Below are 19,006 nucleotides of genomic sequence, written 5' to 3'. Positions count from 1 at the left end.
TCGCTGTCCTTACAAACCAAACCGCGCCCAAAGCGCGCGCGCTTCCAGTGCCGATATGATATCCGCGGAGAGACCGTCGCGCCCGCCCATCAGCGCCTCCAGGCCGACGCCGGCCTTGCGCGGGAAGAAGCTGCGCTCGCCGCCGATCAGCCGCAGCTTCACGTCCTTGCCGAATTTTTCGCGCGCGGTGGAGCGCAGATCGCCGATGGCGTCGACAAGTCCCCTGTCGCGTCCCGCCTCGCCGGCCCAGAACAGCCCGGAGAACAATTCGTCGTCCTCCCGCAGCCGCTCCCCGCGCCGGGTGCGCACCATGTCGATGAAGACCTCGTGGATCTCGTGCTGCAGGGCTTTCAGGTGCGCCACATCGCCTTCCACCTCCGGGCGGAAGGGATCGAGGATGGCCTTGCGGGTGCCCGAGGTGTGGACCCGGCGCTCGACGCCGATCTTGTCCAGCAGATCGACAAAGCCGAAGCCGGCGGAAACCACGCCGATGGAGCCGACGACCGAGGAGGGATCGGCGATGATCTCATCGCCCGCCAGCGCGATCATGTAGCCGCCGGACGCCGCCACGTCCTCGACGAAGACCAGCACCTGCTTCTCGTGCTCCTCGGCCAGCGCGCGGATGCGCTGATAGATCAGCCGCGACTGGACCGGCGAGCCGCCCGGCGAATTGACGATCAGCGCCACCGCCGGCGCCTTCTTGAAGGCGAACGCCTTGTCCAGATTGTTGGCGACGCTGGACAGCGAAAGGCCGGGGCGCAGCGGTGTCGCCATGCCGATGGCGCCCTGCAGGCGCACCACGGGGAGGACCGGCGCGGGATTGCCGAGTTTACCGGGAAGATATCTGCGCACGGCGTTGAACATGGTCATCCAGTCAGGAAATGGGAATTGGCGTTCAAACATATGCCCGATCGCGCGCTTTTCAATTGCCAGGCCGCCGCATTCAGGAGGCGGGCGCCTGCGCGAGCCGGGCCTGGATCGCCAGAAGGTCCTGCCAGACGGGCTTCTTGTAGGCCGGGTTGGCCAGCAGATCGGAGACGCGCAGGGTCGCCATGGCCGGTATCTGGCGGGATTCGACGACAAAGGCGTGCCACTGCCCGCGTTCCTTGAGCACCGGGCCGCGCAGGCCCAGCAGGAGCTTCGCCGCCACGCCGCCCATGCAGACCAGCACGTCCGGATTGCACAGGGCGATCTGCCGGCGGATGAACGGCGCGCAGATGTCCGCCTCGATCGCGCTCGGCTCGCGGCCGCCCGGCGGCCGCCACGGCACCGTGTTGGCGAGATAGACGCTGGAGCGGTCCAGCGCGATGGCCGCCAGCATCCTGTCGAGCAACTGGCCCGCCGGACCGGTGAACGGCCTGCCCTCGATGTCGTCCTCGCGCTCCGGCGCGCCGCCGACGACCATCACCCGTGCCGCCGGATTGCCGTCGGCGAACACCAGCGATTTTGCCGTGGTGCGCAGGCCGCAGCCGGTGAACTGCGCCACCGCGTCTCGCAGGTCGGCCAGGCTCGCCGCGCCCTCGGCCAAAGCGCGTGCGGCGTCGATCGCCTCGTCCCCATGCAGCTCGGCGAAACCGCGCACCGGCTGGTCCGGCAGATGATGCAGCGACGGTTGCGGCGGCGCGGGACGTTGCGGGGCCGCCGGCTGAGAGGGTTGGGTCGCGGACGGCCGAGACGGCTGAGACGGGGCGAACGAGGGCTTCAGGCCCTGCGCCGCAGCCGGCGGCGCGGGCGCTGGTTGCGCGGGACGGGCCGCGCGCGCCTTGCTCGCCTGCTCGGCCGTCTCGGCGAAGCGGTCGACGGGCGTCTCCTCGAGCGCGCAATCCACCCCCGCCGCGACATAGAAATCCAGCAGGGCGTCGAGCGTCCGGGGGTCGGGGGCGTGCTGTGTATCCATCGCGCCCATTCATGACCCAGCGCGCGCGGCGGCGCAAGCGCGCCTTTGGCGCAGGCCGGCACGCGCAAAAGCGCGGTCCGGGCGAAAGGCGCGCATTGCGGCATCCGCAACGGTGTTTTAGACATGCACGTAACAACGGATTGGGAGACGCCCGCAGTGGGCGGACCGATGGGAGACGAGATGACCGACACACAGCCCGACGCGACCGATCTTCCCGAACGCGAGAGCATGGAATTCGACGTGGTGATCGTGGGCGCCGGCCCGGCGGGGCTTTCGGCCGCGATTCGCCTCAAGCAGCTGGCCAATGACGCGGGCCAGGAGCTGTCCGTGGTGGTGCTGGAAAAGGGCTCGGAAGTCGGCGCGCATATTCTCTCGGGCGCCGTGGTCGATCCCATCGGCCTCGACCGGCTGCTCCCCGACTGGCGCGAGGATGAGGCCGCGCCGCTCAAGACCCAGGTCACCGAGGACAAGTTCATGGTGCTGGGGCCCGCCGCCTCCCTCACCCTGCCCAACTTCATGATGCCGCCCTTGATGAACAATCACGGCAACTACATCGTCTCGCTGGGCAACGTCTGCCGCTGGCTGGCCGAGCGCGCGGAAGCGCTGGGCGTGGAGATCTACCCCGGCTTCACCGCATCGGAAGTGCTGTACGACGAGGCGGGCAACGTCATCGGCGTCGCCACCGGCGACATGGGCGTGACGCGCGAGGGCGTCCCCGGCCCAGCTACACCCGCGGCATGGCGCTTCTGGGCAAATACACCTTCATCGGTGAAGGCGCGCGCGGCTCCCTCGCCCTGAAGCTGATCGAAAAATTCAAGCTGGACGAGGGCTGCGAGCCGCCGAAGTTCGGCATCGGGCTGAAGGAGCTGTGGGACGTCGACCCCGCCAAGCACCGGCTCGGCCGGGTGCAGCATTCGTTTGGCTGGCCGCTGGACGGCAAGACCGGCGGCGGCTCCTTCCTCTATCACCTGGAGGGCAACCAGGTGGCCGTCGGCTTCGTGCTGCATCTCAACTACGAAAACCCCTATCTCTCGCCGTTCGAGGAATTCCAGCGCTTCAAGACGCATCCCGCAATCAAGGATGTGTTTGAGGGCGGCAAGCGGATTTCCTACGGCGCGCGCGCCATCACCGAGGGCGGCTGGCAGTCGGTGCCGAAACTCTCGTTCCCCGGCGGCGTCTTGATGGGCTGTTCGGCCGGGCTTGTGAACGTGCCGCGCATCAAGGGATCGCACAACGCCGTGCTGTCGGGCATGCTGGCGGCGGAGAAGGCCTTCGCGGCGCTCTCAGCCGGCCGCGCCAACGACGAGCTTGTCGAGTACAACGACGCGTGGCGCGCGGGCCCCATCGGCAAGGACCTGAAGACCGTGCGCAACGTCAAGCCTCTGTGGTCGCGCTTCGGCACGGTCGCCGGCATCATGCTCGGCGGGCTGGACATGTGGACCAACACGCTGCTTGGCTTCTCGTTCTTCGGCACCTTGGGCCACGGCAAGCCGGATTCCGCCACACTGAAGCCCGCCGCCAACTTCAAGCCCATCGCCTACCCCAAGCCCGACGGCGTCATCTCCTTCGACAAGCTGTCGTCCGTGTTCCTGTCCAACACCAACCACGAGGAGGACCAGCCGGTCCACCTCAAGGTGGCGGACATGGAGCGGCAGAAGGAGATCGAGCACGACGTCTTCGCGGGCCCCTCCGCGCGCTACTGCCCGGCCGGCGTCTACGAGTGGATCGAGGAAGGGGCGGACGCGCCGAAATTCCAGATCAACGCCCAGAACTGCGTCCACTGCAAGACCTGCGACATCAAGGACCCCAACATCACCTGGACCGTCCCCGAAGGCGCCGGCGGGCCGAACTATCCTAATATGTGAGGGGGCTTCCTCGGAATAATAGGCAAAGGCGGTCTCGCGAGGGACCGCCTTTTTTGTTTCGCACTTTCCAATAGCTGGTTTTGACCCATATCGGTCATTCGTTTCATTGCGTTCAATAGCGTGAATGGATCGAGGACAGCTACGTAAAAAAGCCAACTCGGAGCCAATAAATCAAGCGGACAACTTTTGCTCGAGCTGAGAAATTTCTCATCAAGTAGTGGGGTTACAAACTGCCACGGCACAAACACCTCATGCGAACCGAAGACAAATGGTAGGACTTCATATGGGCTAAAATTAATCGTTAAGCCACGGTCATCGAAATTATATTGCGAGGCGAGATTCCAAGTGTTCTTTCTATCCTCGAATGTATCTACAATGAATTCATCAAGTCCGTTACCGTCGAACATCGCGAGAAGAACTTTCTTGCAATATTCCACAAGCCGAAATGCCTTCTCGTCGTCATGACTAAGCATGTCTTTGATCGAGGAAAATCCAAACTCAGGCCCGAGAAAATTCATGGTTGCAATGCCATGGCTAGGATGCGCGCCTCCCATAAATTGGTAGAATGAATTCCGCACTGAAATGAATTCGCCATGACGGAAAAATTCCTGCATCGAAAATTCCCAGTCATATGGAGTATTGAAGTCCTTTATCCGCGCCTTGTCGTCGTTATCTATCCGGTTAAAGTCGGCAACCGCATCGACGAAACCGCCGAGGGCTTCTGAAGCAAGACGCGCATTAACAAAGTCCCAATAGACGCCATCAAAGGGATACTGAATGTAATCTGATGAAACGTCATAGAACTCTGTCGAAACCGACGACTCAACGCGCGACGGATGGGCGACGGCTCCTGTGGCGTTGACTTCCTCAATGACTGTCGTCTTCTCCGGTGCAATACTTGGAACAGCACCGGCGAGTTGAGCTTTCCGCTTCGCAATGGCTTGCGTAATTAGTTCTCGCCACGAATCTTTGAAGTAGTCGATGTATTGGAAGCGCAGAAGTTCTGCAGGCATCCTCAAGTCATCTAGCCGCAGGAATACAACGTAGATAGCTCCGATTGGCTGGTCTTCCACTAGCTTGAGCGTCTGCTTGATCTCTCGATTTACCACGCCGGGTCGCTCTAATATTTCGGCAGAAACTAGGTGGACGACGAAGTCAGCACTCTGTTGCGCGGCTGCTCGTTCCCGGTCCCAATCATCGCCCCCCACCAGCGATTCCTTGTCGAACCAGACGTCGTCGTTCACGCCTATTAGGTACGAATACACCTCGCGTGCCGTCTCATAGTGCTCAGAAGCGTAACCAAGAAAAATCTTCACGGTCGGCCCTTTTTACCATTCGCTGCGCAACGCAACCTTAAGCGACGCACATACAAAATAGAAGTCCGCGCATTAGTAGGTACCCTTCCTGCCACCGTTCTTGAAGGCAAACATATGCAAGACACACATGATGTCATCCCCGACTTGCTCGGGGATCTACTATGCCGTTCGAAACGCATGGCAGCTAGGTGGGATTCAGAGCGCCATCCGCGCGCTTCACTACGGCCTCAACAAGCTGGAATCAGAGTGGATCCCCGATCAAGTCGGGGATGACATCGAGAGAACGGCCAACGCAGGGACACCGGCAACAAGCCACGGCGATAGGCCGCAGACATCGCCTTTTTTGTCTGAAACATGTGCGGCGCAGCGCCGGCCCTACCTCCCGGGAACGTCATCCTGAGGTGCGAGGCGGAGCCGAGCCTCGAAGGATCGGCGGCTTGTTCCGTGGCCGATGCTTCGAGACGCCGTCTTCGACGGCTCCTCAGCAGGACGTTCGGTGCGGGGCGAAGGCGCGCGTCACGTCACTCCGGACCCCGCACGTCGCAATGCGCTGTGTCCACACAGCTCGAAGTCACGATGAAGGGACAGGCGCGCCATAAATGACGGCCGCCAGCGTCAAGTCTCAAAACGCGTGCTCCCAATCCCGGCCTCGATAGAACACTCGGAGAATGGTGACATGTGTGTCATCGACACTGAAAGCGATCGTCGCGTTGCGCTCAAAGCCGACGATGCGCAGGCCTGGGCGGATGTCATTGCGGGCTTGTCCACGCTCAGAGGCCAGATCCAGCCCCTGACAGAAACCTTCCAGTCGCTCAATATATACCATGGCGGTCAAAGCATCGGCCGCCTCCGCGATCCAATCGTAAAGCGCAAACAGATCATCGCGCGCTTCGGGCGCGAATTGGACAGCCCTCTGCTTCACATGGCTTCCCCAAGATGGGCTTCCTCAAAGCGGCCTTCGTCAGGTGCCTTGCTTGAGCCGGTCGGCGTGGCGCGCGCGCAGCTGCTCGAAAACCGACTTCGCGGACAGACCGCGCTCCGGATCGGCCCGCATGGCGTCATAGGCGGGGGCGACTTCGTCCCGCAGCCATTTCTCCACAGCCGCATCGCGCTCCTGCAGGGCGCGCAAGCCCGCCCGCACGACCTCGCTTGCCGACCCGTAGAGACCGGAGGCGACGAGGCCGTCAATATAGGCGGCGTGTTCGGCGGGTAGGCTGACGGTGCGCTTTTCGACGGTCGACATGATAGAGGCTCCCTCGAGAGCCATCTTATCATGCAGTATGACACTTTCATACCACATGATAGACGCTGACGAGCGCACAGCCGACGGCGAACCGCCGAAGCCCACCTCCCGGGAACGTCATCCTGAGGCGCGAGGCGGAGCCGAGCCTCGAAGGATCGGCGGCTTGTTTCGTGGCCGATGCTTCGAGACGCCGTCCTCGACGGCTCCTCAGCATGACGTTCGGTGTGGGGCGAAGAGCGCGCCAGTCCCCTCTCCCATGGGGAGAGGGTTAGGGACTAGATGCCGCCGCAAGCAAAGCAGCATCGACGGAATTCTAAATGCTTCGGCGATAACTGCAGCCATCAGACCGTCATTGCGGCGAAAGCCGGAATCCATGCCGCCATGCCGCCATGCAGCCATGCAGCCACGCGGCGATGCTGTGGCGGTTTCCGCGACGCCTCCGTACTGCGGAACGATACGCGATCACCACCCGTTCCGGGTCCTATCGGCATGGATGCCGGGTCAAGCCCGGCATGACGACTGTTGGTATTCTTGGGAGCCCCGTCTCGTTCCCCTCCCCACCGGGGAGAGGAAGCGTTCGGCCCGTTCCCCTACTCCACACTTCTTTCCGCCGTCTGCGCCTCGACGGAGGCAAACGCCGACATGTTGACCACGCCGCGCGAGGTGACAGACGGCGTGAGGATGTGCGCGGGCTTGGCCGCGCCCAGCAGGATCGGGCCGACGTGCAGCGCGTCGCTCATGACCTTGAGCAGGTTGAGCGCGATGTTGGCGGCGTCCAGCGTCGGGAACACCAGCAGGTTGGCGCGGCCCTCGAGCTTGGAGTTGGGCATGACGCGCGCGCGCAGTTCCTCGGACAAGGCGCTGTCGCCGTGCATCTCGCCGTCGACCTCCAGGTCCGGCACCATCTCCCACAGCATCTGCGCCGCTTCGCGCATCTTCATCGCCGAGGCGGTGTCGCGCGACCCGAAGTTCGAATAGGACAGCAGCGCCACCTTGGGCTCGATGCCGAAGCGGCGGATGTGGCGCGCGGCCAGCATCGTCATCTCGGCGATCTCAATGGCGGACGGGTTCTCGCTCACATAGGTGTCGGTGAGGAAATAGGCGCCCTTGGAGTTGATAAGCAGCGACATGGTCGACAGGTCGTGCACCCCCGGCGCCTGGCCGATGATGTCGCGGATGTTCTGCAGGTAACGCGAGAAGCGGCCGTCGAGACCGCACATCAGCACGTCGGCGTCGCCACGCTTGACCGCCAGCGCGCCGATCACGGTCGGGTTGCCGCGCACCATGCGCCGCGCGCCTTCCGGCGTCACGCCCTTGCGGCCGACGCATTCCAGTAGTTCGTCGACATAATCGCGGTAACGCGGATCGTCCTGCGGATCAACGACCTCGAAATCCGCGCCGGGACGGATCTTCAGGCCGAAGCGCTCGCAGCGCGCCTCGAGCACCGCCGGGCGGCCGATGAGGATCGGGAGGGCCAGCCCGTCCTCGATCATCACCTGGGCGGCGCGCAGCACGCGCTCGTCCTCGCCATCGGCGTAGATCACCCGCCTGGGGTTGGCCTTGGCGGCGGCGATGATCGGTTTCATCACCAGGCCGGAGCGGAACACGAAGCGGTTGAGCCGGTCGTGATAGGCCTCGAAATCCTCGATCGGCCGGGTCGCGACACCCGATTCCATCGCGGCGCGGGCGACGGCGGGGGCGATGCGCAGGATCAGCCGCTGGTCAAACGGCGAGGGGATCAGATAGCCCGCGCCGAACATCAGCGATTCGCCGCCGTAGGCCTGGGCGACCACGTCGGAGGGCTCCTCCTTGGCGAGCGCCGCGATGGCCTCCACCGCGGCGAGCTTCATTTCCTCGTTGATGGTCGTCGCGCCCACGTCCAGCGCGCCGCGGAAGATGTAGGGGAAGCACAGGACGTTGTTGACCTGATTGGGGAAGTCGGAACGCCCGGTGCACATCATCACGTCGTCGCGCACCTCGTTGGCGACGTCGGGCATGATTTCCGGATAGGGGTTGGCCAGCGCCATGATCAACGGCTTGGGCGCCATCTTCGCCACCATCTCCGGCTTCAGCACGCCGCCGGCGGAGACGCCGAGAAACACGTCCGCGCCGTCGATCAGCTCGGTCAGCGTGCGCTTGTCGGTGTCCTGCGCGAAGGCCGCCTTCCACTCGTCCATGAGGATCTCGCGGCCGGTGTAGACGCAGCCCTCGATATCGGTGAGCCAGATGTTCTCGCGCTTGGCGCCAAGCGCGATCAGCAGGTTGAGGCAGGCCAGTGCGGCGGCGCCGGCGCCCGAGGTGACGATCTTGACGCTCTCGATGTCCTTGCCGGCGAATTCCAGCGCGTTGCGCACCGCGGCTGCGACGATGATCGCGGTGCCGTGCTGGTCGTCATGGAACACCGGAATGTTCATGCGCTCGCGCAGCTGCGCCTCGATCTGGAAACACTCCGGCGCCTTGATGTCCTCAAGGTTGATGCCGCCAAACGTCGGCTCCAGCGCCGCCACGACATTGACCATCAGGTCGACGTCCATGGCGTCCACCTCGATGTCGAACACATCGATGCCGGCGAATTTCTTGAATAGAACCGCCTTGCCTTCCATCACGGGCTTGGAGGCCAGCGGGCCGATGGCGCCAAGACCCAGCACGGCCGTGCCGTTGGTGACCACGCCGACCAGATTGGCGCGCGCGGTGTAATCCGCGGCAAGCGCCGGATCGCGGGCGATCTCCGTGCATGGAGCGGCCACGCCGGGCGTGTAGGCCAGCGCCAGGTCGCGCTGGTTGCCCAGCGGCTTGGTGGCCTGAATCTCCAGTTTTCCGGGGCGGGGATAGCGGTGGTAGAACAGCGCCGCTTCATCAAGCTCGCTGGTTTTCTTCGGGGTGTCGTTCATGCAAATCGGCCGATGGTGTTGATATGTTCGGAGGGGACACTAGACCATCATCTCTCCGCAATCGACCTTCGTCTTATTCCAATTGCGCGTAACATTATTTCGTTGCCGGCATGCCGCCCCGCTCGTGAGCGGCGCGCGCGCATCGTGCCGCCGGGCGCGTGCCGGCCGGCCGTCACGGGCCTTCGAACATCTCGCCGTCGCGCCAGTGATCGCCGCGCGCGGCGCGGTGGCCGGCGCGCATCAGCGTGCGCAGCAGGATGGTGAGCACCATGGCGTTGAGCGCGTGCCACATGAAATGGGTGCCGATGGGAAACTGCCCGCACATCGGCTGGTCCAGCGTGCGGAAAGTCAGCGAAATCGCGAACAGAATGCCCGCCACGAACAACCCGTTGGCCGCCTTCACGTCGCGCCGCACGCAAAGCAGCCCCACGCCGAAGATCGCCAGCAGCGCCGGCAGGTATCCCGCCGACGAGCCGACGACCGGCGCCAGCAGCCTGATCAGAATGGAGCCGGCAAGGGCGAAGGCCACTGTAGCCGCCAGGCCATGGCGGAGCGGCAGGCCGAGAAACCGCGTCATCGCGAGGTGAAAGTAGCCGAAGATGAAGAGACTGATGGGGATGATGTCGAGAAGCTCGGCCCCGCGCGTCGCGTAGGTGTGAAAGGCGAACGACCCGCAGCCGACCGCCACCACGACCACGATCAGCGCCAGCACAGGCCAGTCCTTGCGCGGCAGACGGAGCCACAGCAGCAGGGAGACCAGCGCCGAAATCAGGAACGCGGCGTTGGAAATCGCGTTCGCCGGCTCCGCCCAGAAACTCGCGTCCAGGCGCTCGCAATATTGATTGACCTGCTGCGCAAAATCCATCCGGCCCTCATCCCCTGCCCGGCCCGGGCGCCGCCCTGATCGGGCCACGCCCAACGGGCTTTCCCGCCCCCTTGCGATCGCGGGCTGAACCGTAGGGTCGGCGCCGCCGCGAAACAAGGCCAAATGCCGCAACGGAATCGCTCATTCTCACAAGCGTGCGGCCGGTCGCCGGAACGGTCGCGGGAAACGATCGCGCCGCGAGCGAACCGTGGCGCCGATCCCGGCCTTGATCCTCCGTCCTTCACCGGTGCCGGGGCCGGTGCCGCGGCGATTGCCGCCGGTCGCCGGCGCGTCGTAGACTGCGCGCGACCCGGACCGAAACCCCGGCCGCGCCAGACGATTCCCGTGCACGAGAGACATCATGAACCGCATCGACGAGAGCCGCCCCTTCGTCCCGCTGAAAATCGCCGTGCTTACGGTTTCCGACACCCGCTCGCTGGAGGAGGACCGGTCAGGCTCGACGCTCGCCGCGCGCGTCGAGGAGGCGGGCCACACGCTTGCCGACCGGCGGATCGTCACCGACGACATCGCCCGCATCCAGGGCGCGGTGCGCGGCTGGATCAATGATCCGGCCATCGACGTGGTGATCACCACCGGCGGCACCGGGTTCACCGGCCGCGACGTGACGCCGGAGGCCGTCGAGCCGCTGTTCGAAAAGCACATGGACGGGTTCTCCGCCGTCTTTCACCGCATCTCCTACGACAAGATCGGCACCTCGACGATCCAGTCGCGCGCCACCGGCGGCGTTGCGGGCGCGACCTACATCTTCGTGCTGCCCGGCTCGCCCGGCGCCTGCAAGGACGCCTGGGACGGCATTCTCAAGGCGCAGCTCGACTACCGTCACATGCCGTGCAACTTCGTGGAAATCCTGCCGCGGCTCGACGAGCACCTCAAGCGCGGCAAGCTGCGCGAGGCGTGAGGCCCGCCCTGCGGCGGGAGTCGATCACGAAAATGTTGGCCAGCATGGCCGCTTGCGTCATTCGCCCGCGCCCCTGCGTGGATTATCCTGCCTGATCCACGGAGGTAGGATCATGCACGACACACCCATCACCAAGACACCGGTCACCGCGGCCCTCACCCGGCGGCGCACGCTGCAGCTCGCAACAGGCCTGCTCGCCGCCCCGTTCATTCTGCGCGCCGGCCCCGTTCGCGCCGCCGCTCCCATGCTGGGCGCGACACGCCCCAGCGTGAACCGGTTCAAGCTCGGCGACTTCGAGATCACCACGGCCGCCGACGGCGGCATCACGCTTGACGGACCGCACCCGATCTTCGGCCAGGACCAGGACGCGGCGGCCGTGCAGGCGCTGGCGGAGGAAAATCACCTGCCTCCGACAAAAATGGAAATCCAGTTCAACCCGGTGATCGTCAACACCGGCTCGGAACTGGTCATCCTGGATACCGGCAACGGCGCGGCGCGACGGCCCAACGCCGGCAATTTCGTCGCCGCCCTGCAACAGGCGGGATACGCGCCCGATCAGGTCGACGTGGTGGTAATCACCCACATGCATCCCGACCACATCGGCGGGCTGATGGAGAACGGCAGCCCCGCCTTCCCCAATGCACGCTATGTGACGGGCCGTCAGGAATACGATTTCTGGGCCGCGCCGGACCGGCTTTCCGGACCCACCGAGGGCGCGGCCAAGCTGGTGCAGGCGAACGTGGTGCCGCTGGCGGAGAAGATGACGTTCCTGGAGCCCGGCGGCGACGTCGTGTCGGGCATCACCGCCGTGGAGGCCTACGGCCACACGCCCGGCCACATGGCCTATCACATCGAGAGCGGCGGCAAGCGGCTGCTGGTGTGGGCGGATACCGCCAACCACTTCGTGGTCTCCGTGCAGCGGCCGGACTGGCACGTGCGCTTCGACATGGACAAGGAACGCGCCGGGGCGACCCGCAAGAAACTGTTCGACATGGCGGCGGCCGACGGCATCCCCGTGACCGGCTATCACATGCCGTTCCCCGCCGTGGGTTATCTCGAAGCCAAGGACGGTGCCTACCGCTGGGTGCCCTCGGCATACGAGCTGTTCCTCTAGGTCATGAATGGTCCGGCGGCGGGTGCCCGCGGGCATCCGCCGCCGGGTAAGCGGCACGCGCCGGCGCCGCTGATCAGGCAGGAGGCGTTACGGTCCAGACGAAGACGCCGCCCGGGATCTGCTCGAGCTGACTGACGTAGTTCGGAGTGCTTCCATGCAGCTCCAGCTTGCCGCCGCTGTCGAACCAGAACTGCTGCCCCTCGGCCTCGATCGTCGGCAGGCTCGGGATAATGGTGAACTGGCCCTGTTTGCCGCTGCATCCATGCCCATCGGTCCGCGCGAAGGCTATTCCGTGAGATTGCGACCGGGGCGCAACACGAACGACGGATCCCCGCGTTGGCTGATCGCAGCAGTTCCACCATTCATCATAGGGAATCCAGTATGCGATGTACCACTGGGAATTGTTCGATATTACCAAAGTACCTGAATCAGACACCCTGACCTCCTTAAGTATAAATATAAAATCTAACTATATTTACATTACTTCTTTAAGTAATTTTTGAATTATACAGTGTTTTTTTGAATTGTATCTCGCATATTTTGTCATAAATTTTTTTAATTACATATCAAACGGGATACAAAGGCGCCGACCGCCGCCGGTCCCGGCGCCAGCGGGTCTGATCGCGGCGCGATCGCCAAAACTGTGACATAAATCAACGAATGGCATGACGGTCGGCTGCTATTGATACAAGGGCGCACAGTGTATGTACGCATCGGTCCGGCCCGGAGTGCTTGATTTCGCCCCATTCGGATCGCTTCATGAGCGTCCGGCTTTCGCCGTTCGACTGTTTTTTCCAGTTCGCTCCGCAATGACCGGACACGTAATCCGGCCGCGGGTGCCAACCGCTGATTTGGTAACGGAGAGTTCTATGAATATTCGTCAATTGGCACGACGGCTTCTTGTTCCGGGCCTGTTTGGGCTCGCCCTCGCCGTCGCCCCCGCGTCGGCTTCCACTGTCCCCGCGTCCCAGTCAGGCATTGCGGCTGTGGGCGCCACCACCGTGACGCCGCCAATGCTGGCTGCCGCGGCGGCGACGCCCCTTGTTCTGGCCCAGTACTACGAGCCGTGGCCACGCTACCGCCGTCCGCGCTGGGACCGTCCGCGCTATCGCCGCCCGCCGCCGCGGCGCGATTACCGGCCGCGCCGCGCCGGCAGCCGCCATGTGCGCTGGTGCCTGAACCGCTACCGGTCCTACAACCCGCGCACGGACCAGTATCTGGGATACGACGGGCGCTACCACTACTGCCGCAGCCCGTTCCGCTGAGCCGCGCACCAACGCGACCAGGACACGACCGCGCCCGGATGAGCCCGCTCCTCCGGGCGTTTTCCACGCTCATGCTGTCAGGGAAGCGCCGCTCAGCGTGAGGTGCCGCACAGCCGGCCGATGAGCGGGGACGGCACGCGCAGCCAGAACAGCATCGGCCGAAGCGCCGCGCGCAGGGCCGCGCCAAAACCGCGCTCGGCCTCCCGAGCGACGCTTCTGGTCTCCGCCCGCACGCCCAGATGCACGATGCGCCGGCGGCCGAGGCGGCGCACGAAATCGGCGTCCGCCATCACCTCAAGCGGCCTGTGGCCGCCAAGCCGGTCGTACAATTGGCGCGACAGGACCAGCCCCTGATTGGCATAGCCGATGCCGAAGACGATGCTGCGGGTGCAGGCCCACCATTCCTTCAGCCGGGCGGTCCAACCGAGTTCATCGACGGCATAGCGGAAGCGCCCCGCAACAGTGTCGGCGCGCGCCGAGCGTTCCGCCCGTTCGACGAAACCCGCCACTTCATGGTGCCAGCCAGCCTCCAGAATACAATCGGGCTCCAGAAACATCAGCCAGGTGCCGCGCTTGGCCGCTGCGGCGCCGGCGGCCAGCTGTCCGCCGCGCCCGCCGGACACCACCACCCAGCGGCAACCGGCGCCGTCCGCGATCGCCTCCGTCGCATCAGTCGAACCGGCGTCAGCGACAATCACTTCCCTGACGATGCCGTCGGCCGCGGCAGGCACAAGCGCCGCCAGCACCTCGACGAGCGTGGCTTCTGAATTTCGGGTCGGGATCACAACTGCAAACATGCTTGATAAATACAGCTTTTTCCGCCGCAATGCGAGATCACCAAAAGTCCATGGCCCCACGCGGCAAATGTTCTTGATATGTTCTCATCTCGGACGTATCCTCGGGCCATGGAACACACACCCGCACCCACAGCCGATTCTCCAGCGTCGTGGCCCCCTGCGTCCGGCGAGGCGCACGACACCGTGGTCGGCGTACAGATCGATCCCGACCGGCGGCGCGGACGCGCCGCGGGCACGAACATCTCCGGCCGCTTCGAGAACGAGATCCGCGAGGATTTCGACGACGGCTGGGAGGGGCTCGCCGATCTCCCGGCGCTGAAGACGGAGGTGCAGATCGAGGCGGCGCGCCGGATCATCACCCGCAACGACTCGCCCGACATCTCGTTTGACCGCTCGATCAATCCCTACCGCGGCTGCGAGCATGGCTGCATCTATTGCTTCGCCCGCCCCAGCCACGCCTACATGGGCCTGTCGCCGGGGCTGGATTTCGAGAGCCGGCTTTTCGCCAAGCCCAATGCGGCGGGACTTCTGGAACGCGAGCTGTCGGCGCCGGGCTACCGGCCGAAGACCATCGCCATCGGCACCAACACCGATCCCTACCAGCCGATCGAGCGCGACTATCGCATCATGCGCCAGGTGCTGGAGGTGCTGGATGCGGCCAACCATCCCGTGGGCATCGTCACCAAGTCGGCCACGGTGCTGCGCGATCTCGACATTCTCTCGTCGATGGCCGAGCGCGGGCTGGTGAAGGTGGCGCTGTCGGTGACGACGCTGGACCGCAAGCTGGCGCGCGCGATGGAGCCGCGTGCCTCCGCGCCGATGAAGCGGCTGGAGGCCATCGCCCGGCTGGCGGAGGCGGGCGTTCCGGCCTCCGTCATGGTCGCGCCGATCATTCCGGCGCTCAACGACGCGGAGATCGAGCCGATCCTGCAGGCGGCCTATGACAGGGGCGCGCGCGAGGCGGGTTATGTGCTGCTGCGGCTGCCGCGCGAGGTCAGCGGGCTGTTCAAGGACTGGCTGGCGCGCAATTATCCCGACCGATACCGCCACGTGATCTCGGTGCTGCGCTCCATGCGCGGCGGCAAGGACTATGACGCCAACTGGTCGAGCCGGATGACCGGCACCGGCCCCTACGCCTGGCAGATCGGCCGCCGCTTCGAGCTCGCCTCCAGGCGCCTGGGATTCAACAAGCGCCGGCTGCGGCTCACGTGCGATGCCTTCGTCCCGCCGCTCAAAGCCGCGGAACAGCTCAGCCTGTTCTGACGCGGCGCGCATCCGCGCGAGAATCGCCGTATCATGGCGTTCCCTCATCAGCCGGATCGCTCAGCCGTGCCACGCGCCAAGAAACCCGCCGCGAAACCGGCCTCTGTTGCGAAGAAGCGCGGCTTTTCGCTGCCGCTCTTGCCTGACCTTTCCCTGGAAGGCGCGTTCGCGCGGCAACTGGGCAACGATGGCGCCCGGATCGCCGGCGTCGATGAGGCGGGACGCGGGCCCTGGGCCGGACCGGTGGTCACCGCCGCGGTGATCCTCGATCCCAATGCCATTCCCCATGGCCTGAACGATTCCAAGAAGCTCAGCGAGGCGGAGCGCGAGCGGCTGTATGGGGAGATCTGCGCGGTCGCGGACGTCGGCATCTCGATGGCTTCGGTCCGCCGCATCGATGCGACCGACATTCGCGCGGCGACCCTGTGGGCCATGCGCCGCGCCGTCGGGGCCTTGCCCGAAGCCCCTTACGGCGTTCTGGTCGATGGCCGCGACGTGCCGCCAGGGCTGATCTGTCCGGGTCAGCATGTCATCAAGGGGACGTGCGCTCCCTGTCGATCGCCGCGGCCTCCATCGTCGCCAAGGTCACCCGTGACCGGCTGATGCTGCGGCTTGCGGACCTGTTTCCCGCCTATGGCTACGAGCGCCACAAGGGTTACGGCACCGCGGCGCACGCCGAGGCGCTGGACGCCCATGGGGTCACCGCGCACCATCGCCAGAGCTTCCGCCCCATCCGCGACCGTCTGGAGCGGGCCTGAGCGGGAGCCCAGACAAAAAAGGCCGCCCCGGAGGGCGGCCTTTTCATTCACTCGCGACTGAAACCGGATGTCAGTTCAGCGCGCCCTTGATTTCGGCGATGCCGTCGGCGATGAGCTTGTCGGCCGCCGCATCCGTCACCTTGGCGGTGAGAATCTTCTCGGCCGCCAAGACGGCGACGTCGGCTGCGCGAGCCCGGACCTCGGCGATCGCCTGGCTTTCGGCCTGGGCGATCTTCGATTCCGCGGCCTTGGTCCGGCGCGCGATCATCTCCTCGAGGGCGGCGTTGGTTTCCGCCGTCAGGATTTCGGCCTCGCGCTTGGCTTCGGCGATGATCGCCTCCGCCTCGCCCTCGGCCTCCTGGCGCTTGCGCTGATAGTCGGCCAGCAGCGACTGCGCTTCCTCGCGCAGGCGGCGGGCTTCGTCGAGCTCGTCCCTGATGGCGTCGGCGCGCGAGTCGAGCGCGCCGGTGATCTTGCCCGGAACCTTGGCCCAGACGATCACGCCGAAGAACAGGATCAGTGCAACCAGAGCGAAGAATGTCGCGTCCATGACGTGCGTCCTCAGTTCATGCTGGCTTTGACGGCCTTGGCCGTGTCAGCCTTCGTCGGGGCCTTGCCGAGCAACGCCTCGACCAGCGCCGAGGTGGTCTCGGTGGCGATTTCGCCAACCTGCGCGAGCGCCGCGGTCTTGATCGTGGAGATCCGCTCCTCGGCCGCGCTCAGCTTGCCCGCGAGATCGGCTTCCACGGCGGTCCGCTTGGCGGTGACCTCGGCGGAGAGTTTGTCACGGCTGGTCTGGGCGATGCCGTGCGCCTTGTTGCGCGCTTCCGCCAGAGCCTGCTCGTAGGCGGCGATCGCCGCGTCCGTCTCGTGCTTCAGCCGCTCGGCTTCGGCGAGGTCCCCGGCGATCCGGTCGCTCCGGTCCTCCAGAATACCGCCGATGCGCGGCAGAACCATCTTGGCCATGATGTAGTAGAACAGGCCGAAGGTGATCGCCAGCCACAGAAGCTGCGAGGGAAATGTCGTGGCGTCGAACGGCGGAAAGGCACCCTTTGCGCCCTCGCCGCCATGCGGCACCTGAATTTCGGTGTTATGGGTCTCAGCCGCCATATACGCCTCCAGATACCTGATGGGTCCGACCCGGAAACAGGCCCGCGCGGGGTTCAGACCCCGTCACGAACCCTGCGGGCCTGCGCGATCCGGGCGCGGCGCCTGCCCCGGTGGTCTGGAGCAGGCGAACGGCGCCCGGAGGCGCCGCCACCGGTGTCGCGTCAATTGACCGTTTGCGATTAGACCGCGAACAGCAGGAGAAGAGCGACGAGCAGCGAGAAGATGCCGAGAGCTTCGGTCACGGCGAAGCCGAAGATCAGGCGGCCGAACTGGCCGTCGGCCGCGGACGGGTTGCGCAGGGCGCCCGCCAGATAGCTGCCGAAGATGTTACCCAGGCCGATGCCCGCGCCGCCCATGCCGAGACATGCGATACCGGCGCCGATGTACTTTGCTGCTTCTGCTTCCATGACGATGACTCCTTGGTAGATCGTTCGATCGATTGACGTGTTTGTGAAATCAGCCGGGTGGCCGGCGATGAGGTGTTCCTAGTGGCCCGGATGCAGCGCATCGTTGAGATACATGCAGGTCAGCACCGTGAAGACGTAGGCCTGCAGGAACGCAACGAGGAACTCCAGTGCCGTGAGGCCCACGACCATGGCCAGCGGCAGGACCGCTCCGCCAATGCCGAGGGCGCCCATTCCGCCCAAGCTCACCACGAAGCCGGCGAACACCTTCAACGTGATGTGTCCGGCAAGCATGTTGGCGAAGAGACGAACCGAGAGGCTGATGGGGCGCGAGAGGAAGGAAATCACCTCGATCAGCGTCACCAGCGGAATCAGAAGCGCGGGAACGCCTTCTGGTACGAACAGTTTGAAGAAGCCGAAGCCGTGCTTGCCCACGCCGTAGACCACCACCGTCAGGATCACCGACATGGCAAGCGCGAATGTCACGATCAGATGGCTGGTCACGGTGAAGAAATACGGGAACATGCCGATGAGATTGGCGATCAGCACGAACATGAACAGCGAGAACACGAAGGGAAAGAACTTCATGCCTTCGCTGCCCGCCGAGCTTCGCAGCGTGCTGGCGACGAACTCGTAGCTCATCTCCGCCAGCGACTGCCACCGGGTCGGCACGAGGCCACGGCCGCTCGTCGCCAGGACGAGAAACGCCGTGCTCACGGCCACCACCGCCACCATGAACAGGGAGGAGTTGGTGAAGGAGAAGTCGAGACCGCCGATTTCCACCGGGAAAATCTTGGTGATCTGAAACTGATGTATCGGATCGTTCGCCACCGGGTCAGCCCCTTGTGCTGGCTCGTTATGATGCGCCGAGGCGCGGTGTGTCAGTCTAAGTCGCGCCGAGTCTCATCAGCGGTGTCGCGGGCGGGGCCCGCACGATCATCGTCGGCCGCCCGAATCTTGTGTTCAGCCATCAAGCCCGCTGAACGCAACACATTCAGGACGCCGGCAACGAAGCCCAGAAGAAGGAACACGATCAGCCCCCACGGCGACGTGCCCAAAAACTGATCGGCGAACCAGCCGAGCCCGCCGCCCACCAGCACGCCCGCGACGAACTCCGTCGACAGACGCATCGCCTGGGCGAACCCCTGGGCATCGCTGGTGCGCGCCTTTTTCCGCTCGACCTCTTCGTCGATGCGGCGGCGCTCATCCAGCGACCGGTTCAACTGTTCCCGCCGCTCGGACAGGGTGTCCTTCGGATCCATTCGCGTATCCTCGCCTTTCCGGCCAACACAACCGTGT

Annotated in this window: 17 protein-coding genes and 3 pseudogenes; 6 read left to right on the top strand and 14 right to left on the bottom strand. The window is 64.8% G+C overall.

The genetic code is table 11. From position 1 onward, the window contains the following. Nucleotides 1-9 precede the first annotated feature (9 nt). Both D1F64_RS05090 and D1F64_RS05085 read right to left on the bottom strand, forming a co-directional pair. Nucleotides 10-864 carry a S49 family peptidase gene (locus D1F64_RS05090; RefSeq protein ID WP_117414440.1) on the bottom strand — a complete coding sequence of 285 codons (855 nt, stop codon included), beginning with the start codon at nucleotides 862-864 and terminating at the stop codon, nucleotides 10-12. A gap of 79 nt (nucleotides 865-943) precedes the next feature. Continuing rightward, nucleotides 944-1,897 carry a uracil-DNA glycosylase gene (locus D1F64_RS05085; protein WP_117414439.1) on the bottom strand — a complete coding sequence of 318 codons (954 nt, stop codon included), beginning with the start codon at nucleotides 1,895-1,897 and terminating at the stop codon, nucleotides 944-946. Between the two features lie 180 nt (nucleotides 1,898-2,077). On the opposite strand from D1F64_RS05085, the pseudogene D1F64_RS05080 reads away from it, so the two are divergent. Next, nucleotides 2,078-3,762, top strand: a pseudogene (locus D1F64_RS05080) (electron transfer flavoprotein-ubiquinone oxidoreductase). On the opposite strand, the gene D1F64_RS05075 reads toward D1F64_RS05080, so the two are convergent. The 5 genes from D1F64_RS05075 to D1F64_RS05055 form a co-directional block, all read right to left on the bottom strand. Beyond that, nucleotides 3,747-5,078 carry a TIR domain-containing protein gene (locus D1F64_RS05075; protein WP_117411535.1) on the bottom strand — a complete coding sequence of 444 codons (1,332 nt, stop codon included), beginning with the start codon at nucleotides 5,076-5,078 and terminating at the stop codon, nucleotides 3,747-3,749. The pseudogene D1F64_RS05080 and the gene D1F64_RS05075 overlap by 16 nt on opposite strands. A gap of 622 nt (nucleotides 5,079-5,700) precedes the next feature. After that, complete coding sequence (locus D1F64_RS05070) at nucleotides 5,701-6,000, bottom strand: type II toxin-antitoxin system RelE/ParE family toxin (protein WP_117411534.1); 300 nt, start codon at nucleotides 5,998-6,000, stop codon at nucleotides 5,701-5,703. A 39-nt stretch (nucleotides 6,001-6,039) separates the two neighbouring features. Next, entirely contained in the window at nucleotides 6,040-6,321 is a 282-nt protein-coding gene (locus tag D1F64_RS05065; RefSeq protein WP_117411533.1) for a type II toxin-antitoxin system ParD family antitoxin, read from the bottom strand. A 590-nt stretch (nucleotides 6,322-6,911) separates the two neighbouring features. Continuing rightward, nucleotides 6,912-9,212, bottom strand: a complete 2,301-nt coding sequence (locus D1F64_RS05060) for an NADP-dependent malic enzyme (RefSeq protein WP_117411532.1) — start codon at nucleotides 9,210-9,212, stop codon at nucleotides 6,912-6,914. A gap of 172 nt (nucleotides 9,213-9,384) precedes the next feature. Beyond that, a complete protein-coding gene (locus D1F64_RS05055; RefSeq protein WP_117411531.1) occupies nucleotides 9,385-10,077 on the bottom strand; it encodes a ceramidase domain-containing protein in 693 nt (230 codons plus the stop codon). 361 nt (nucleotides 10,078-10,438) lie between these two features. On the opposite strand from D1F64_RS05055, the gene moaB reads away from it, so the two are divergent. Beyond that, nucleotides 10,439-10,996 carry a molybdenum cofactor biosynthesis protein B gene (gene moaB, locus D1F64_RS05050; RefSeq protein WP_117411530.1) on the top strand — a complete coding sequence of 186 codons (558 nt, stop codon included), beginning with the start codon at nucleotides 10,439-10,441 and terminating at the stop codon, nucleotides 10,994-10,996. Nucleotides 10,997-11,108: 112 nt separating this feature from the next. Beyond that, entirely contained in the window at nucleotides 11,109-12,110 is a 1,002-nt protein-coding gene (locus tag D1F64_RS05045) for an MBL fold metallo-hydrolase (RefSeq protein WP_117411529.1), read from the top strand. Between the two features lie 73 nt (nucleotides 12,111-12,183). On the opposite strand, the gene D1F64_RS05040 is transcribed toward D1F64_RS05045, so the two are convergent. Further along, the gene (locus D1F64_RS05040) at nucleotides 12,184-12,546 is read right to left on the bottom strand and encodes a hypothetical protein (RefSeq protein WP_162901304.1); all 363 of its coding nucleotides are present in this window, start codon (nucleotides 12,544-12,546) and stop codon (nucleotides 12,184-12,186) included. 433 nt (nucleotides 12,547-12,979) lie between these two features. Here D1F64_RS05040 and D1F64_RS05035 point away from each other — a divergent pair, with 433 nt between their 5' ends. Next, nucleotides 12,980-13,375: a BA14K family protein gene (locus D1F64_RS05035; RefSeq protein WP_117411527.1), complete on the top strand. Its 396-nt coding sequence runs from the start codon at nucleotides 12,980-12,982 to the stop codon at nucleotides 13,373-13,375. 92 nt (nucleotides 13,376-13,467) lie between these two features. Here D1F64_RS05035 and D1F64_RS05030 read toward each other — a convergent pair whose 3' ends face one another. Continuing rightward, a complete protein-coding gene (locus D1F64_RS05030) occupies nucleotides 13,468-14,172 on the bottom strand; it encodes a glycosyltransferase (protein WP_117411526.1) in 705 nt (234 codons plus the stop codon). Between the two features lie 189 nt (nucleotides 14,173-14,361). Between D1F64_RS05030 and D1F64_RS05025 the strand changes: the two are divergent. Together D1F64_RS05025 and D1F64_RS05020 are read left to right on the top strand one after the other, a co-directional pair. After that, a pseudogene (locus D1F64_RS05025) lies at nucleotides 14,362-15,435 on the top strand (PA0069 family radical SAM protein); the annotation flags it as partial. A 33-nt stretch (nucleotides 15,436-15,468) separates the two neighbouring features. Next, nucleotides 15,469-16,193: pseudogene (locus D1F64_RS05020) on the top strand (ribonuclease HII). A gap of 70 nt (nucleotides 16,194-16,263) precedes the next feature. Here the strand turns inward: D1F64_RS05020 and D1F64_RS05015 are convergent. From D1F64_RS05015 to D1F64_RS04995, 5 genes are all read right to left on the bottom strand, one after another. Beyond that, the gene (locus D1F64_RS05015) at nucleotides 16,264-16,743 is read right to left on the bottom strand and encodes a F0F1 ATP synthase subunit B (RefSeq protein ID WP_117411524.1); all 480 of its coding nucleotides are present in this window, start codon (nucleotides 16,741-16,743) and stop codon (nucleotides 16,264-16,266) included. An 11-nt stretch (nucleotides 16,744-16,754) separates the two neighbouring features. After that, on the bottom strand, nucleotides 16,755-17,303 hold the full coding sequence (locus D1F64_RS05010; protein ID WP_117411523.1) for a F0F1 ATP synthase subunit B: 549 nt from the start codon (nucleotides 17,301-17,303) through the stop codon (nucleotides 16,755-16,757). 179 nt (nucleotides 17,304-17,482) lie between these two features. Beyond that, the gene (locus D1F64_RS05005; RefSeq protein WP_045648097.1) at nucleotides 17,483-17,710 is read right to left on the bottom strand and encodes a F0F1 ATP synthase subunit C; all 228 of its coding nucleotides are present in this window, start codon (nucleotides 17,708-17,710) and stop codon (nucleotides 17,483-17,485) included. 78 nt (nucleotides 17,711-17,788) lie between these two features. Then, nucleotides 17,789-18,538: a F0F1 ATP synthase subunit A gene (locus tag D1F64_RS05000; protein ID WP_117411522.1), complete on the bottom strand. Its 750-nt coding sequence runs from the start codon at nucleotides 18,536-18,538 to the stop codon at nucleotides 17,789-17,791. A gap of 50 nt (nucleotides 18,539-18,588) precedes the next feature. Next, nucleotides 18,589-18,969 carry an AtpZ/AtpI family protein gene (locus D1F64_RS04995; RefSeq protein WP_205470662.1) on the bottom strand — a complete coding sequence of 127 codons (381 nt, stop codon included), beginning with the start codon at nucleotides 18,967-18,969 and terminating at the stop codon, nucleotides 18,589-18,591. Nucleotides 18,970-19,006 lie beyond the last annotated feature (37 nt).

Source organism: Breoghania sp. L-A4 (assembly GCF_003432385.1).
Lineage (GTDB): Bacteria > Pseudomonadota > Alphaproteobacteria > Rhizobiales > Stappiaceae > Breoghania.
This window is presented reverse-complemented; position numbering and strand designations above follow the sequence as displayed.

Excerpts from the sequence above, each read along its gene's own strand:
- D1F64_RS05055 (WP_117411531.1), bottom strand. The coding sequence starts at position 10,077 with ATGGATTTTGCGCAGCAGGTCAATCAATATTGCGAGCGCCTGGACGCG.
- D1F64_RS05015 (WP_117411524.1), bottom strand. The coding sequence starts at position 16,743 with ATGGACGCGACATTCTTCGCTCTGGTTGCACTGATCCTGTTCTTCGGC.
- D1F64_RS05010 (WP_117411523.1), bottom strand. The coding sequence starts at position 17,303 with ATGGCGGCTGAGACCCATAACACCGAAATTCAGGTGCCGCATGGCGGC.
- D1F64_RS05085 (WP_117414439.1), bottom strand. The coding sequence starts at position 1,897 with ATGGATACACAGCACGCCCCCGACCCCCGGACGCTCGACGCCCTGCTG.
- D1F64_RS05045 (WP_117411529.1), top strand. The coding sequence starts at position 11,109 with ATGCACGACACACCCATCACCAAGACACCGGTCACCGCGGCCCTCACC.
- D1F64_RS05060 (WP_117411532.1), bottom strand. The coding sequence starts at position 9,212 with ATGAACGACACCCCGAAGAAAACCAGCGAGCTTGATGAAGCGGCGCTG.
- D1F64_RS04995 (WP_205470662.1), bottom strand. The coding sequence starts at position 18,969 with ATGGATCCGAAGGACACCCTGTCCGAGCGGCGGGAACAGTTGAACCGG.
- moaB (WP_117411530.1), top strand. The coding sequence starts at position 10,439 with ATGAACCGCATCGACGAGAGCCGCCCCTTCGTCCCGCTGAAAATCGCC.
- D1F64_RS05005 (WP_045648097.1), bottom strand. The coding sequence starts at position 17,710 with ATGGAAGCAGAAGCAGCAAAGTACATCGGCGCCGGTATCGCATGTCTC.
- D1F64_RS05090 (WP_117414440.1), bottom strand. The coding sequence starts at position 864 with ATGTTCAACGCCGTGCGCAGATATCTTCCCGGTAAACTCGGCAATCCC.
- D1F64_RS05030 (WP_117411526.1), bottom strand. The coding sequence starts at position 14,172 with ATGTTTGCAGTTGTGATCCCGACCCGAAATTCAGAAGCCACGCTCGTC.
- D1F64_RS05065 (WP_117411533.1), bottom strand. The coding sequence starts at position 6,321 with ATGTCGACCGTCGAAAAGCGCACCGTCAGCCTACCCGCCGAACACGCC.
- D1F64_RS05035 (WP_117411527.1), top strand. The coding sequence starts at position 12,980 with ATGAATATTCGTCAATTGGCACGACGGCTTCTTGTTCCGGGCCTGTTT.